The sequence below is a fragment of the Flavobacterium sp. KH_001 genome (assembly GCF_057840745.1).
Genome location: NZ_CM174520.1, coordinates 2366198 through 2382077, shown reverse-complemented (window position 1 = coordinate 2382077; position 15880 = coordinate 2366198). Strand labels below are relative to the sequence as shown.

The window sequence follows — 15880 nt, the reverse complement described above, 5'->3', positions numbered from 1 at the left end:
AGTATTTTTGCAACCCTTTTTTAATATTTAATACCATAATGGCTTACTCAAACAATGATTTATCGCGTTTTTTAGATGCGCAAAACAAACTTTATCTTACTGCTCTTTCTGAAATCAAAAAAGGAAAAAAAGAAACACACTGGATGTGGTTCATTTTTCCTCAGATTAAAGGATTAGGAAGTAGTGATACAGCGAATCTTTATGCTATTAATGATCTAAAAGAAGCGACTGAATTTTTAGAACATCCTATTTTAGGGAAACATCTTATTGAAATTTCTGAACTGTTTTTGACTTTTAAAAGAAAATCAGCTGATGGAATTTTAGGAGATTTAGATGCTCGTAAATTACGTTCGTCGATGACACTTTTTTCTTTGGCAGAAAATACGAATCCTGTATTTCAGGAAATTTTAGATGCTTTTTTCTCTGGAGAAACTGATCCTCTTACTTTGAATATTATTAATTCAACTATAAAATCATCTGCTGAAACTGAAATGGTGTAGTAGCCAAATTGTTTCCTGGATTATTTAAATCAAAAGACACTGTTAGAAATAAGCAGTGTCTTTTTTTTTGTTTTTTTGCTACGAAGACGCAAAGACACAAAGTTTACTTTTCCTTCTGACTTTACAATATTATTTTCCCTCCAGACCTTTCCATATTCGTTTTTAGTTCATATTCAAATTTTGATTTTTCAACAGAAATAATTCTATATTCGCATTTATAAAATCAAAAAACTAATGAACGAAAAAATCAAAATTCTTAAAACTATTCATCTTGCTATCTGTGCAGGGGTAATTATTACTTACATCATGCTTGGAGGCTTCTCGATGGAAACATTAAAAATTCCAATTCTTGATTCTTCTTCAATTGTATTTGCAGTCTTACCTTTCCTAGCCATTTTTGTGGGTAACTTTCTATTTAAATCGCAATTAAAACAAGCGGATCAAAATCTAAAAATCGAAGAAAAACTGCCTGTTTATCAAACTGCTTCCATTATCCGTTGGGCAATTCTTGAAGGAGTTGCTTTTGTTATTTTATTTTCAAAACCTGATTTAGTACTATTTGGATTAATTGCTATAGCTTATCTTATCTTTTTAAGACCAACTGAAGATAAGATTAATGCTGATTTTCAAAATGTATAATTTTTTTGAAATGCGCTGAAACTTAACCGCAAAGGGCGCAAGGATTTACGCAAGGTTCGCAAGTTTTTTTTGCCACGAAGACGAAAAGACACAAAGTTTACTTTTCTTTCTGACTGGGAGATTATTTTCTCACGCAGATTTACCAGTTTTTCGATACAAAAAAAACGCCTTGCTATTAACAAGGCGTATTCTATATTTACAAAAAAACTTAGAGTCTTAGCATCTTAGTACCTTAGCAACTTCTATGATTCCTTTGGTTTCGTTAAGTAATAAACTGGGATTCCTGTTAGCATAATCAACACTCCCCAACCACAAGTTGAGAATTTTGTCAATAACAATGAAATACAAATTGCTGATGCAATAATGATGTATAACATTGGTAAAAACGGGTATCCAAAAGCTTTATAGGGTCTTTCGGCATCTGGCATTTTTTTACGTAAGATGAAAATTCCGTAGATCGTTAGAATGTAAAAAATCAATACAATGATGATTACGAAATCTAATAAATCTCCATATTTCCCTGTCAGACATAGAGCCGAAGCCCAGATACATTGCGCCCATAAAGCCCATGCAGGAACACTAGATTCATTTAAAACAGCTGCTTTTTTAAAGAACAAACCATCCTTAGCCATTGTATAATATACTCTCGCACCAGCCATAATTAATCCGTTGTTGCAGGCAAAAGTCGAAATCATGATCATGACTGCAATAATCAATGTCCCGATATTTCCAAAAATATATTGTGAAGCTACAACCGCTACCCTATCTGATTTTGCAGTTGCAATTTCATCAAGTGGAATAACAGCCAAATACATCAAATTGGTCAAAACATAAATTATCGTTACAATAAAAGTTCCTAAAAACAAACTGAAACCAACATTACGTTTTGGATTTTTAATCTCTCCCGCAATAAAAGTGACTCCATTCCAGGCATCACTTGAAAATAAGGATCCCACCATCGCAGCAGAAATTCCGGTGATCAAAGCTGTTCCGCTTATTGGAAGCCATGACCCACTTTCAGCATTATATGAACGTGTTGTCCACGCATCAGCCCAGTTTGCATCCCAAATCGAAGCTTTTGCAGCAAGTGTCAATCCGAAAACAATTAAACCCAACAATGATAAAATTTTGATAATCGTTAAAACGGTTTGCAGAATTTTTCCGTTTTTCACTCCACAACTGTTTATATAAGTCAATAATATAATAGTGAAAATAGACACTAATTGTGCTGCATTGAGTTTGAAAGAACCCAATTCGAATAAAATATTTTCGTCGCTTAACGGTTCATAAATATAAGCGGCAAATTTTGAGAAAGCCACTCCAACGGCAGCAATTGTTCCGGTTTGAATTACGGCAAAAAAGCTCCAGCCGTACAAAAAGGCAATCAGTTTATTGTAAGCTTCTTTAAGGTAAACATATTGTCCACCAGCTTTTGGAAACATGGCACTTAACTCGCCGTAACTTACAGCAGCAATAATGGTAATTAATCCAGAGATGAGCCAAATTAGTGTTAGCCAGCCTGCTGATCCTACCTGTCTCGCGATATCGGCACTTACGATAAATATCCCGGAGCCAATCATAGATCCCACGACAAGCATGGTTCCGTCTAGTAATCCGAGTTCTCTTTTAAAATGTTCTTGGTCTTGTTCGTTTTCTTGCATTTTTTTGGTTTTGGGTTGGTTAAAGATATACTTTTTTTAGAAATCTTGTAATTTCAAATTCCAAATTTTGAAAATTCCCAATTCCAATTAAAAATAAAAACCTTTAATATAATAATTTGGGCATGTCCCGCCGAAAAAGCGGGTCGGGCTATCGGCTATATTCCCGATTAACAAAAACTACGGCTAAAAAGCCTTGTTTTTCTAAATCGGGAGATACCGCCTCTATCCCTCATGCAGGTTTCAGTTTCATAAGAAGATATTCTATTTAAAATTTAAAAGGATATTTCATACTTTAGCTGGAATAATTCGAAAATAAGAAAAATGAATATTGACATTTTACTTTATATAATTTATACAATTCCCCTTTTTATTGTGGGATTTCAAATAGAAAGATTAAACGAGAAAAAGATATTTACCATTTGGATTTCAATTGCAATTCTATTAATTATTACTGGAATATTAATTGAAGACAACTCTAATAATGAAATGAGAAGCTTAAGTTATTTTGGCTCTCAAATGCTTTTTATTTTTTTAATTCTTCAGAAGATTACAAGAAATATTTATTTCAAAATATTCAATAGAGAACCAGAAATTGGAAAATTTCCAAAATATAAAATTGATTACCTATATACTTTTGTAATATCAATCGGAACAATGCTCTTACCTATTCTTATTGATTCTTTTATTTTTAAAAAATTTAATTAAAAGTAAATTCCAAATGGAAGAAATAATCAATAAAATTGCACAAGATAAATTAGATTTTAAAATTGGTCTTCAACAATTATTACAATATGATTTTCAGGAACTTTTTGTGACTTTAAACAATTATATAATCAATTCTATTCCAAATAAAATAGATTATAATACAGAAGCATACCAAAATGCATTAGCAACAATTCCATTAAAACCAACTTATACTCCCATTGTAATTCTAAAAACCTATCCAACTAAAATTGCATTAAGTAAGCTGCCTCTACTTCCAAAAAGTGAAAATATAAAAACAATAACAGCATTGCTTTGGATTTTTAAAATTACAGACACGGAAAGAAGAAATACCGAATGCAAAAATGGTTGTAGGCACTTTTGGCATGAAATTTATTAAAAAACGAAATAGCCTCAGGACTTCAACTCATTTATTTCCAAAATAGTAGAGCTACAAACGCAACCAATTCAAAATTCTTTCATCTTATAATAAACCAAAGATTATGAGAAAGTTTATTACCATCTTAATTACTGCAATTACATTTATTTCCTGCGGTGCCGAAAGTGAAAATAAAGTTCAAAACTCCGATTTTGTTGGAAAATGGAAATGGACCGGAACTCACGGAGGTTTTGCCGATCATTTACACGAAACGCCTGCCTCTACCGAAACTACTCTTCAATTGAATTTAATGAAAAATTACACTTTTACTATACTTAAAGATGGAAAAGAAGTGATGATTGGAAAATATGAACTTACCACGATAAAATCAATTTATACCGGAGAGATGGAAAAGTACATAACATGCGATATGAGCAATAATCCAGACGGCAGATATTTTGTGACAAACGGTATCATTAAAATTTATGAGCAAAATAAACTTTCGATTGATGATAATAACTACGATGGTATTGGTAGCGGATTCGAAAGAATAGAATAGACATAAAAACAAAGCTAGCTAACAAAAAACTGCAAATCTAAAAATTGCAGTTTTTTTATGCTCAAAAATAACGTAGCATTGGGTTAGTGTCAACTTGAAGAATAAAATTTTAACAGTTTACGTCTTCCCGTAACATTATACAATTTCAACTATTTATATTTGAAAATCAAAACTATAAAACTTAACCAACCAAAACTAACCACTTTATGGAAACCAACAATTTAGAAATACCAGATGTAGCAAATCATCATTACAATTATGTAGCAAATTTACTTTTAAACGAAAACAAATCAGCTCACGAAGCTAAAAACCAGCTTGTCGCGCAAGGACTAAGCAATGAAATTGCAGAATTGATAGTAGAAAACGTAGAAATCGAAATACAGGAAGCAAAACACGAAAAAGCCAGAAAAGATATGGTTTATGGTGCATTGTGGTTTTGTGGTGGCACCATTTTAACCTTAGCTGACATTGGCTTTATTTTTTGGGGCGCCATTTTATTTGGCGGTATTCAGTTTTTTAAAGGACTGATAAATGTTAATTCTTAGTTTTCAACGAAATCTAAACTAATTATTCAAAAGAAAGCAATAAACAAAATTAAAAATTAGACAATTTCAAACTCAAAATTTCAAGAAACTGATACGGATCCCAAAGCAAGTTTTGCTAAAGAAGAAATTATAACTAATAAATTTAACAAAGACGATACCAGTCAATATTTACCAAAATAAGCTTTTAAATATAGCTGTAGAACGTTACTATTTTTTTTCATCGAAGCAACCAGAAAAGTATCTTTTCTCAAAATCCTATATTACATAAATAACATTTGATTTCAGATTTAATTGTACCTGAGATGTTATTCCATATATAAATAACCATCCTTATATCTACATAACAAGGATGTTGTATGTGACAATTCCAACAATTTTCAACCACTGAAATAGTTAAACAAAAAAAGGCTTTTTAGAATGTCTTTTTTTACTTTTATAAGATTTATCCAAATTTCAAAGGAAGTTTTTTCTGAATTCAGAGAATTTATAACCAGAACAAAACATCGCTCAAATACTTAATTATCAGATTATTGAAACCTAAAAAACAAGACAAAAAAGAAAATTCTCACTATTTCAATCTAAATCACTTTTTTTTATTAAATTTGAAAGAGATGTCAAAAGTCTTCAAAACTCAGATATTTCATTAACAATTGTTTATTTTTTAAAAAAGAAATCATCTACCCCGAACGATTATTTCAAATATAAAAATTGTAAGATGTTCATAAAGGATTCAGGAAATCAAATTATTAACCAACAAATACAAAACTATGCTGAAGTTCCCTTTTTTAAAGAAATTACGCTTTGCGAATGTTTTCATTCTGTTACTGATTGTATTTGTTTCTTGTGCTCTCTTAATATGCATCAATTACTTTACTATCAAAACCCTGTCTGCGAACAGAGCTTACATAAATGGTGAATCACACTATTCCAAAGGGCAAAAAGATGCTTCGCGCCATCTGATTACCTATCTGTACAACAAAGACCAAAATCAATGGAAATTATACTTGGAAGAACTAAAAGTACCTCAAGGTGACGGAATCGCAAGAATAACACTTTTAAAAGTAGGCGATAATGAAGTAGCCCGAAAAGGATTACTTACAGGACGAAATAAAGAAGAGGACTTAGATGATGTCATATGGTTATTTGAAAACTTTAAGAACGTTTCATTCCTGGCAAAAGCGATAAAAGAGTGGGAACAAGGTGATAAATTGATTTCTGAATTATTTATTATTGGCCAACAAATTAATGCCAAAATAGAGAGAAACATGCTAACCCATGCTGATCAACAAAAATATCTTCAGAAAATTAGCAGTATTAGCGACAAACTTACCATTAACGAACGTAACTTCTCCAACACCTTAGGAGAAGGAACTCGACAAATAAAAAGTTTACTTATTATAACAAACATTTTTTTTATCCTAATGATTGTATGTAGTGTTTGCTTGTATTACTCTATAATGGTAAAACGTCTTATCGTTTCTAAAAAAGAAATCGAAGTTAAAAACGAAAACTTAATGATTGTTAATCATGAACTTGATCGCTTTGTTTACAGCGCATCGCATGACCTTCGCTCCCCTATTACATCATTAAAAGGACTTATAGAAATAACACAATTAGAGGATGATCCAAATCAAATTAAAAAATATCTCAACTTAATGGATCAAAGTCTTGCCAAACAAGATCGCTTTATTAATGACATCATTGATTACTCTAAAAACAAACGATATGAAGTCGTCATGGAACCTGTAAGCCTAATGGAAATATTCGACGAGTCTATTTCTCAACTGATGCATATAGAAAATGCAAACCGAATTAAGTTTACTAAAGAGTTACTCATAGATAAAATTCAAAGTGATAATTTACGTCTAAAAATCATCATTTCTAATTTAATCTCAAATGCCATTAAATACGCAGACAGTAATAAGCAAGAAATGAATGTCTCCATCAAAACCTATTATATAGATGGTTTTCATAAAATCGAAGTGGCTGACAACGGAATTGGAATTAATGATGAATACAAAGACAATATTTTTAAAATGTACTTTGGCACCAACAAAAACAAAGGGTCGGGTTTGGGTCTTTATATAGTCAAAGAGGCGGTAGAAAACATTAAAGGAAACATTTCAGTAAGCTCACAGAGCAATATCGGAAGTAAATTCATAGTAACAATCCCATATGCCTATGCCAGTTAAAAATGTATTTTTATTAATTGAAGACAACCTTATAGATCAGCTTGTCATCAAACAATTACTAAAAAAGGTACTTTGTATAGAAGAAGTACATATAACCAACAATGGTAAAGAAGGCATTGAGTGGCTTCTTGCTAATAAAAGACTCTACCCATCGATTATTATTATTCTCGATGTACAAATGCCTGTGATGAATGGTTTTGAATTTTTGAATGCGAATGCTAAACTAGATAGCGAACTAAAGAAAGATAATCAAATTTATGTACTTTCCTCGACATTAGATCCTGAAGAAATTAAAGAAATCAGTGAAAGTATTTATGTTACCGATTTTTTAGGTAAACCTTTCCCAATTGAAGAATTCAGAAATAAAATTTATCTGAACGGCTAAATTTTTTCTAAAACACGATTTACCTGTGAAAAAGTCCTTTCATAATAAGGCTCTTTAGTCGAAGAGATTATAACACCTCCATGAGTAGAAGAGTGAACAAATTTAATTTCTCCATCAGCTACCTCAATTACCATCCCAACATGGTTAATTTGTCGCCTTCCGTTAGTTCTAAAAAAGATAAGATCACCTTTTTGAGCTTCGCCTGAATTAACTTTTACACCAATTCGGGATTGTTCAATAGAACTTCGGGGTAGTTTAATATCAAAATTACTAAAAGTAGAAATCATTAAACCAGAACAGTCAAAACCAGCTCTTGTAGTTCCACCAGACCGATATCGTACTCCAATATTTTCAGTGGCATTCATCACCAACTGATTAATTAAATCTGAATGATTACTTACTCTTATAACTGTAGAAGTATCTTTTTTAATTTCTGAATTTTCAGCAATTTGCACGTTTTGATTCGGAACCGATAAAGAATCTTTTAAAGTTGGATTTGTTGGCTGCATTAACGCCTGAGCTGCATCAGCCTTTTTTTTAGAAGTACGAATTTTTAAAACATACCCAACAGGTAATTTACCTTTTATAAATGGATTTTGCTTTTCTAATTCCGCAACTGTCAATCCGTATCTTTTGGCAATTGCATATTTTGTTTCTTTAGGCTGGACCTCAACAACTACCTCAACATCCGTTACAATCTTAAGATCATCAATTGGTTTTTCCGAGACCGCTATTGAATTTGATGGAATATTGATTTGTTGACCTGGTTTCAGCCCTTCGGTTTCTAATGAAGGATTTGCTCTTTTTAAATCTTCAACTGAGACGTTGTACTTTTTTGATATTCCCCAAAGTGTTTCTTTAGCCTGAATTTCATGCAAACCCGGAGTAGTATTTGAAACCGTTTCGGTTGATTTAATTTCAGATATCTGGTTAACATTTGGAATCAACAAGATCGAATTTAGCTTTAAAACTTTGGGCGCATTTGGGTTCGCCTTTGAAATATCTTTTGCTTTTACTCCATATTTCTTAGCAATTAGAGTAAGATTTTCTCCTTTTGAGATTTTATGTTTGATATATTTCTCCTGAGAAAAAACACTTACACTATAAAAAAACACTACTATTATTAATCTAAAAACCATTTTATTCTATTTAATCTCCGCTCTCTTAAGCTTAATCTTCTTATTTCAAACTTAAAAAAATGAATTTTGTTTTGAGGGAAAGCGAATTTAACTTTTTTAAGCATAAAAAGCACATTTTTTAACAACTTATTTTATTGAAATTAGCACACACCCTCTTAAAATCGCTTCATCTTTTTCGAAAACATGTATTTTTATAAGAAAAGTTATATCTTTATATTCCACAAACAAACCTTAATCTTAACTATTGTGAAAAAATTAATTCTATCACTCGTGTTACTGCCTTTACTTTCAATTGCACAAAACATTAAAGGCACAGTTGTTTCTGAAAAAACAAACCTTCCAATAGACGATGTAAATATTTCAACATTCAATTTTACTACGACATCATTAACAAATGAAAATGGAGAGTTTAGCTTAAAATTACCTTCAAATTTTAAAGAAAACGATCTTATTGAGTTTTCTCATATCGGATTTACAACTTTAAAAATTAATCTTGAAGATTTAAAAAGATTAAAATTTAAGGTTTCTCTTCCAGAGGAAATGGAAAATTTATCAGAATTAACAATCAGTGCTAATTACGAATTGAAACTAAAATCAAAACTTGCTTTTAATACGCTGACTCCTTTAAAAAAACCAATTGCCTCTTTTGGATCTTGCATTAAAGATGGCAAAATTTATATTGTAGGAGGTAATGAAAGTTACGAAACTGATGCTCTAGAAGCTATAAAAGCAAAAAACATCAACTCTGACGATCCTCGGTTTTTAGAAAAATACTTTTTTGAAATTGCATATCAAAGTTCATCAATTTCCTACCAACCCGATTTGTTAATTTACGATATTGCAAAAGATTCCTGGACAACTTCTGAAGTCAAATTCAAAAGAAGAGCTTTTAACAACCTTAATTATTACGACAATAAGCTTTATGTTTTGGGCGGAAAAAGAATTTCTAAAACCGGAAAATATCAGTATCTGGAAAATGAAATTGAAGTATTTGATCTAACTAAACAAAATATCAAGATTGACAAAACTTACCCTCATCAGGCTTCAAATGCAACTTCGTTTTCTTACAACGACAATATTATTGTCTTAGGAGGCTCAATAAAATCAACAGAAAAAGGGCAAAAAGAATTTACAAACAAGGTACACCTTTACAACATAACTTCTGGTTATTGGTATGAGCTTGCCGGTATGCCAATTGCAAAAGAAACCGCAGGGACAATAATTGATAATAAAATTTATTTAATTGGAGGAAATAATGGAAAACCTTTAGCAAATATCGAAAGCTTTGATTTAACAACTGAAAAATGGGAAATCGAAGGAGAATTGTTCTCTGATTTTGACAATACAGCTGTAACATCTAATAATGGCATTATTTATTTCTTTGGTGACAGAAAAATGTGTGTTTACGATACAAAATCAAAACTGCTTAAAGAATATTTAATTGAACTAAATGTAAAGGCTTCAGCAATGCATTTTTTTGACAATAAATTATATATTGCAGGAGGAAATTCATTTATAAATTATGCGAGTTTATCTACTGCAAATGTATACAGCATAAGTATTGATGAATTTGACAGTACAAAACCAAATAGAATCAAAGTTTTATCGCAAGGATTAAGTTTAGCTAAAAGCAACTAAGTAATTGATATACTTAAATTCTAACCTCTAATAATTTTCATCCCGTCATTTGAATTAATTATCTTTTATTCATAAAACAAAAACGCTCTGTTTTCACAGAGCGTTTTTAGTATAATTAAATCTTAAAGATTACGCTTTTCCAGCGGCAATTAAGTTTAATGCTGAACCTGCAACAAACCAGCCAATTTGACCTGCATTGTATGTATGGTTTGCCAGGATAATATCTTTAGTACCATCTGCATGAAGAAACTCTAATGTTAATGGTTTTCCCGGAGCGAACTCGGTTAAATCAGTAAAATTAATAGTGTCATTCTCCTGGATTTTATCATAATCCGCTTCGTTTGCAAAAGTCAATCCTAAAAGACCTTGTTTTTTAAGGTTTGTTTCGTGGATACGAGCGAAAGATTTTACTAATACTGCTTTTACACCTAAGAAACGTGGTTCCATAGCAGCGTGTTCACGAGATGAACCTTCTCCATAATTATGATCTCCCACAACAATAGAAGGAACTCCAGCAGCTTTATAAGCACGTGCTACAGCAGGAACTGCATCATAATCTCCGGTTAATTGATTTTTAACCGAATTTGTTTTTTGATTGAAGGCATTCACAGCACCAATCAACATATTATTAGAAATATTATCTAAGTGCCCACGGAAACGCAACCATGGCCCAGCCATAGAAATATGGTCAGTAGTACATTTTCCGAATGCTTTGATTAATAATTTTGCACCTGTGATATTTTTACCATCCCAAGCATCAAAAGGAGCTAATAATTGCAGACGGTCCGATGTCGGACTCACAACAACCTGAACTCCTGATCCATCTTCTGCCGGAACCTGAAAACCTGGATCTTTAACATCAAATCCTCTTGGAGGCAATTCATCTCCTGTTGGAGCTTCAAGCCTTACTTCTTCTCCATCTTCATTGATTAAAGTATCAGTTAACGGATTAAAACCTAAATCACCTGCAATTGCCATAGCAGTCACCAATTCCGGAGAACCAACAAAAGCTAAAGTATTTGGATTACCATCTGCACGTTTTGAGAAATTACGGTTGAAAGAGTGAACAATCGTGTTTCTTTCCTCTTTCTCTGCTCCTTCTCTGTCCCACATACCAATACATGGTCCGCAGGCATTAGCAAAAACAGTAGCACCAATTTTTTCGAAAGTATCGATGAATCCATCTCTTTCAATTGTATAACGAACTACTTCAGAACCTGGAGTAATGGTGAATTGAGATTTAGTTTTTAAGTTTTTAGCACTTACTTGTCTTGCCAAAGAAGCTGCACGGGCAATATCTTCGTAAGAAGAGTTGGTACAAGAACCAATTAAACCAACCTGTATTTGCAACGGCCAGTTATTTTTAATTGCTTCTTCTTTCATTTTAGAAATTGGAGTAGCTAAATCCGGAGTAAAAGGACCGTTTAAATGTGGTTCTAATTCAGATAAATTAATTTCGATAACCTGATCAAAATATTTTTCAGGATTAGCGTATACTTCAGCATCTCCAGTTAAGTAAGAAGCTACTTTATCTGCAGCATCTGCAACATCTGCTCTATTTGTAGAACGCAAATAACGACTCATAGAATCATCATAACCAAAAGTTGAAGTTGTAGCACCAATTTCAGCACCCATGTTACAAATAGTACCTTTTCCTGTACAAGACATAGAAGTTGCACCTTCACCAAAATATTCAACGATTGCACCAGTACCACCTTTTACAGTAAGAATACCAGCAACTTTAAGAATAACATCTTTAGGAGCAGTCCATCCCGATAATTTACCAGTTAATTTTACACCAATCAATTTAGGAAATTTAAGTTCCCAAGCCATACCGGACATAACGTCTACGGCATCAGCCCCACCAACACCTATAGCTACCATTCCTAAACCACCTGCATTTACAGTATGAGAATCGGTACCAATCATCATTCCGCCAGGGAATGCATAATTTTCAAGCACTACCTGGTGAATAATTCCGGCTCCTGGCTTCCAGAAACCAATTCCGTATTTATTAGAAACTGACGATAAGAAATCGAAAACTTCGTTACTTTGTGTTTTTGCTCGTGCCAAATCGGTTGCCGCATCTACTTTTGCCTGAATCAGGTGATCACAGTGAACTGTTGTAGGAACTGCTACTTTAGGCTTTCCAGCGTGCATAAATTGCAATAATGCCATTTGAGCAGTTGCATCCTGACATGCTACACGATCCGGTGCAAAATCAACATAATCAACTCCTCTTCCAAACGCCTTCGTCGGATTTCCATCCCAAAGGTGATTGTACAAAATTTTCTCCGTTAAGGTAAGTGGACGACCTACAATCTCGCGTGCTTTGTCAACACGACCTGGCATGTTCTCATACACTTTTTTAATCATTTCAATATCAAAAGCCATAAGTATAATTGTTTTTGTTTTTTTTATTTTGAACACGACAAGATACAAAAAATAGAGTAGCCATAAAAGAAAAAGCCCGAGAATAACTCGGGCTTTTGCATATAATTAACTAATCTGATGATTACATAACTAATAATTTATGAGAAGGTGCAAATCTGGTCAAATTGATACCATCTACTGCAGCTGTATACTCATCTAAAGTTGGAGTTCTTCCAAGGATTGTAGACAATACTACAACTGGTGTAGAAGAAAGCAATGACTCTCCTTTTTTACCTTCAGTATCCTCAACAACTCTTCCCTGGAAAAGACGCGTAGAAGTTGCCATTACAGTATCTCCTTTTGCCGCTTTTTCCTGATTACCCATACAAAGGTTACATCCTGGGCGCTCTAAATACAACATTTTCTCATATTCTGTACGTGCAGCGCCTTTTGGAGCATTGTCATCAAATTCGAAACCTGAGTATTTTTGTAAAACTTCCCAGTCACCTTCAGCTTTAAGCTCATCTACGATATTATAGGTTGGAGGAGCAACTACAAGTGGCGCCTTAAACTCAACCTTACCATGCAGATTTTCTATATTTTTAAGCATCTGGGCAAGGATTTTCATATCTCCTTTATGAACCATGCAAGAACCAATAAATCCAAGATCTACTTTTTTATCTCCTCCGTAGAAAGATAAAGGTCTGATAGTATCGTGAGTATATCTTTTAGAAACATCAACGTTGTTCACGTCTGGATCAGCAATCATTGGTTCGATAATTTGATCAAGATCAACAACTACTTCAGCGTAATATTTAGCGTTTGCATCTGGTTGTAAAGCTGGTTTCTCTGCCGATTTAATCTCAGAAATTCTCTTATCTGCTTTATTAATTAATCCTTGAAGAACTTGCTTATGATTGTCCATTCCTTTATCAATCATAATCTGAATTCTACCTTTTGCAATCTCTAACGATTCAATCAAAGTATCATCCTCAGAAATACAAATAGAGGCTTTTGCTTTCATTTCTGCAGTCCAGTCTGTAAAAGTAAAGGCCTGGTCAGCAGTAAGAGTTCCAAGATGAACCTCGATAATTCTTCCTTGGAATACATTTTCACCACCAAACTTTTTAAGCATCTGAGATTGTGTAGCATGAACCACATCACGGAAATCCATGTAACCCTTCATTTCTCCAACAAAAGTCACTTTTACTGATTCCGGAATCGGCATTGAAGCTTCACCAGTAGCCAATGCAAGAGCAACAGTTCCTGAGTCGGCGCCAAAAGCAACACCTTTAGACATTCTTGTATGAGAGTCACCACCAATAATGATAGCCCATTCATCTATTGTAATATCGTTAAGAACTTTGTGAATTACGTCAGTCATTGAATGATAAACGCCTTTCGGGTCACGAGCCGTGATTAATCCGAAATCGTTCATGAATTTCATCAATTTTGGAATATTTGCCTGCGCTTTTTTATCCCATACTGAAGCTGTATGACAACCAGATTGGTATGCACCATCAACGATTGGCGAAATAACTGTAGCAGCCATAGATTCTAATTCCTGAGCTGTCATAAGACCGGTCGTATCTTGTGAACCTACAATATTAACTTCTACTCGAACATCAGATCCAGCGTGTAATACTTTACCCGGAGTTATTCCAACAGCATTTCTGTTAAAGATTTTCTCTACTGCTGTAAGACCCTGTCCTTCAATAGAAATCTCTTTTGATGGAGCAAATACAAGAGGAGCTTCAATATCTAAAACTTTAGCTGCAAATGTTTGAAGTTTTTTACCAAATACAATTGCGTATGATCCTCCAGCTTTTATAAATTCCATTTTCTGAGGCGTAAATGCCTTAGAAATATCAATAAGCTCTTGGTTGCCGTTATAAAGTTTCTTTGTTTTTGTATTTATTGTAAGTACAGTTCCGGTAGCAACAGAATATGCTTCTTCCAGGATTGGCTCATTATTTTCATTACGAATAACGTTACCTTCTGCATCTAGTTTTTTAACCCAGTTTTTAAGATCTAAACCAATACCACCAGTAACATCAACTGTTGTTAGGAAAATTGGCGAAATACCATTTGTTCCTGCAACGATTGGAGCAATATTAATGAATGGAACATATGGACTTGCTTTTTTACCTGTCCAAAGTGCCACATTGTTTACACCTGACATTCTTGATGAACCTACACCCATCGTACCTTTTTCAGCAATCAACATAACGCTAGCGTCAGGATGTTTTGCTTGTAATGCCTGGATTTCTTCTTGTGCCTGAGGAGTAATCATACATTTACCATGAAGTTCACGGTCAGAACGCGAGTGTGCCTGATTACCAGGAGATAATAAATCTGTCGAAATATCACCTTCTCCAGCAATAAAAGTAACCACTTTAATTTCTTCAACTACTTCTGGCAATGCAGTAAAAAATTCTGCCTTTGCATAGCTTTCAAGAATTTCTCTTGCAATTGCATTATCATTTTTAAATGCTTCTTTTAGACGGTCTGTGTCAGCCTCATAAAGATAAACTTGTGTCTTAAGAACATTTGCTGCTTCTTTTGCAATAGCAACATCATTACCTAGCGCTAAATCCAATAAAACTTCAATAGAAGGCCCACCTTTCATGTGTGATAATAATTCAAAAGCAAAAGCAGGTGTTATTTCTTTAACCTCGAATTGACCAAGAATAATTTCTTTTAAAAATTTAGCTTTAAGACCAGCAGCACTAGTAGTTCCTGGTACCACATTATAAATAAAGAAGTTAAGAGAATCTTCTCTGTACTCATTATTCAAATCTTTAATTTGCTCGATGATATCACTTAATAATTCTGCACCATCGATTGGCTTTGGGTGAAGCCCTTGTGTTTTTCTTTCTCCAATTTCTTGGATGTAATCCTTATAAATGTTCATAATGGAGGTATTTTCTAGGTATTTTTATTTTTTTGTTCGCAAATTTAGCTATTAAAGCCGAGAATTAAAAAAAATATAATAGAAGTCGCCTTTTTAAAAATTATTATTGTTAAAAAACGATTTTGACCGCTTGTTTTTGACAAAACATCAATTTTATATTAAAATAATGAATTATTGGTATTTTAAAATCTTTTCTTTAACAAAGTCGAAATTTGTTGTTAGAAACGAAGTGAGATTTTACATCGTTTTTCACT

Annotated in this window: 12 protein-coding genes; 8 read left to right on the top strand and 4 right to left on the bottom strand. The window is 33.1% G+C overall.

The window, feature by feature from the left end; all coding sequences use genetic code 11:
* Positions 1–38 precede the first annotated feature (38 nt).
* Together AC3ITQ_RS10280 and AC3ITQ_RS10275 are read left to right on the top strand one after the other, a co-directional pair.
* Positions 39–500: a DUF1810 domain-containing protein gene (locus AC3ITQ_RS10280; RefSeq protein ID WP_489238575.1), complete on the top strand. Its 462-nt coding sequence runs from the start codon at positions 39–41 to the stop codon at positions 498–500.
* Between the two features lie 234 nt (positions 501–734).
* On the top strand, positions 735–1139 hold the full coding sequence (locus AC3ITQ_RS10275) for an MFS transporter (protein ID WP_194659027.1): 405 nt from the start codon (positions 735–737) through the stop codon (positions 1137–1139).
* 242 nt (positions 1140–1381) lie between these two features.
* Here AC3ITQ_RS10275 and AC3ITQ_RS10270 read toward each other — a convergent pair whose 3' ends face one another.
* Positions 1382–2800: an APC family permease gene (locus tag AC3ITQ_RS10270; RefSeq protein ID WP_489238573.1), complete on the bottom strand. Its 1419-nt coding sequence runs from the start codon at positions 2798–2800 to the stop codon at positions 1382–1384.
* 718 nt (positions 2801–3518) lie between these two features.
* Between AC3ITQ_RS10270 and AC3ITQ_RS10265 the strand changes: the two genes are divergently transcribed.
* From AC3ITQ_RS10265 to AC3ITQ_RS10245, 5 genes are all read left to right on the top strand, one after another.
* The gene (locus AC3ITQ_RS10265; protein ID WP_489238572.1) at positions 3519–3902 is read left to right on the top strand and encodes a DUF5958 family protein; all 384 of its coding nucleotides are present in this window, start codon (positions 3519–3521) and stop codon (positions 3900–3902) included.
* A 103-nt stretch (positions 3903–4005) separates the two neighbouring features.
* Positions 4006–4440 carry a hypothetical protein gene (locus tag AC3ITQ_RS10260; protein WP_375031189.1) on the top strand — a complete coding sequence of 145 codons (435 nt, stop codon included), beginning with the start codon at positions 4006–4008 and terminating at the stop codon, positions 4438–4440.
* 206 nt (positions 4441–4646) lie between these two features.
* The gene (locus tag AC3ITQ_RS10255; protein WP_194659038.1) at positions 4647–4985 is read left to right on the top strand and encodes a hypothetical protein; all 339 of its coding nucleotides are present in this window, start codon (positions 4647–4649) and stop codon (positions 4983–4985) included.
* A 767-nt stretch (positions 4986–5752) separates the two neighbouring features.
* Positions 5753–7177 (top strand): sensor histidine kinase, encoded by a 1425-nt coding sequence (locus AC3ITQ_RS10250; protein WP_489238570.1) that lies wholly within the window; start codon positions 5753–5755, stop codon positions 7175–7177.
* Entirely contained in the window at positions 7167–7562 is a 396-nt protein-coding gene (locus AC3ITQ_RS10245; RefSeq protein WP_489238568.1) for a response regulator, read from the top strand. The genes AC3ITQ_RS10250 and AC3ITQ_RS10245 overlap by 11 nt, the downstream gene beginning before the upstream one ends.
* Here the strand turns inward: AC3ITQ_RS10245 and AC3ITQ_RS10240 are convergent.
* On the bottom strand, positions 7559–8701 hold the full coding sequence (locus AC3ITQ_RS10240; RefSeq protein ID WP_489238566.1) for a C40 family peptidase: 1143 nt from the start codon (positions 8699–8701) through the stop codon (positions 7559–7561). The two genes, AC3ITQ_RS10245 and AC3ITQ_RS10240, sit on opposite strands and share 4 nt — an antisense overlap.
* Positions 8702–8947: 246 nt before the next feature.
* Between AC3ITQ_RS10240 and AC3ITQ_RS10235 the strand changes: the two genes are divergently transcribed.
* Positions 8948–10339, top strand: a complete 1392-nt coding sequence (locus AC3ITQ_RS10235) for a Kelch repeat-containing protein (protein WP_489238564.1) — start codon at positions 8948–8950, stop codon at positions 10337–10339.
* A 129-nt stretch (positions 10340–10468) separates the two neighbouring features.
* On the opposite strand, the gene AC3ITQ_RS10230 is transcribed toward AC3ITQ_RS10235, so the two are convergent.
* Positions 10469–12733 (bottom strand): aconitate hydratase, encoded by a 2265-nt coding sequence (locus AC3ITQ_RS10230; protein WP_489238563.1) that lies wholly within the window; start codon positions 12731–12733, stop codon positions 10469–10471.
* A gap of 121 nt (positions 12734–12854) precedes the next feature.
* Positions 12855–15626: a bifunctional aconitate hydratase 2/2-methylisocitrate dehydratase gene (locus AC3ITQ_RS10225; protein ID WP_489238561.1), complete on the bottom strand. Its 2772-nt coding sequence runs from the start codon at positions 15624–15626 to the stop codon at positions 12855–12857.
* Positions 15627–15880 lie beyond the last annotated feature (254 nt).

What these genes read in the sequence shown, in the direction of transcription:
- AC3ITQ_RS10230 (WP_489238563.1), bottom strand. Translation starts at nt 12,733, where the DNA reads ATGGCTTTTGATATTGAAATGATTAAAAAAGTGTATGAGAACATGCCA.
- AC3ITQ_RS10275 (WP_194659027.1), top strand. Translation starts at nt 735, where the DNA reads ATGAACGAAAAAATCAAAATTCTTAAAACTATTCATCTTGCTATCTGT.
- AC3ITQ_RS10250 (WP_489238570.1), top strand. Translation starts at nt 5,753, where the DNA reads ATGCTGAAGTTCCCTTTTTTAAAGAAATTACGCTTTGCGAATGTTTTC.
- AC3ITQ_RS10225 (WP_489238561.1), bottom strand. Translation starts at nt 15,626, where the DNA reads ATGAACATTTATAAGGATTACATCCAAGAAATTGGAGAAAGAAAAACA.
- AC3ITQ_RS10265 (WP_489238572.1), top strand. Translation starts at nt 3,519, where the DNA reads ATGGAAGAAATAATCAATAAAATTGCACAAGATAAATTAGATTTTAAA.
- AC3ITQ_RS10255 (WP_194659038.1), top strand. Translation starts at nt 4,647, where the DNA reads ATGGAAACCAACAATTTAGAAATACCAGATGTAGCAAATCATCATTAC.
- AC3ITQ_RS10270 (WP_489238573.1), bottom strand. Translation starts at nt 2,800, where the DNA reads ATGCAAGAAAACGAACAAGACCAAGAACATTTTAAAAGAGAACTCGGA.
- AC3ITQ_RS10280 (WP_489238575.1), top strand. Translation starts at nt 39, where the DNA reads ATGGCTTACTCAAACAATGATTTATCGCGTTTTTTAGATGCGCAAAAC.
- AC3ITQ_RS10240 (WP_489238566.1), bottom strand. Translation starts at nt 8,701, where the DNA reads ATGGTTTTTAGATTAATAATAGTAGTGTTTTTTTATAGTGTAAGTGTT.
- AC3ITQ_RS10245 (WP_489238568.1), top strand. Translation starts at nt 7,167, where the DNA reads ATGCCAGTTAAAAATGTATTTTTATTAATTGAAGACAACCTTATAGAT.
- AC3ITQ_RS10260 (WP_375031189.1), top strand. Translation starts at nt 4,006, where the DNA reads ATGAGAAAGTTTATTACCATCTTAATTACTGCAATTACATTTATTTCC.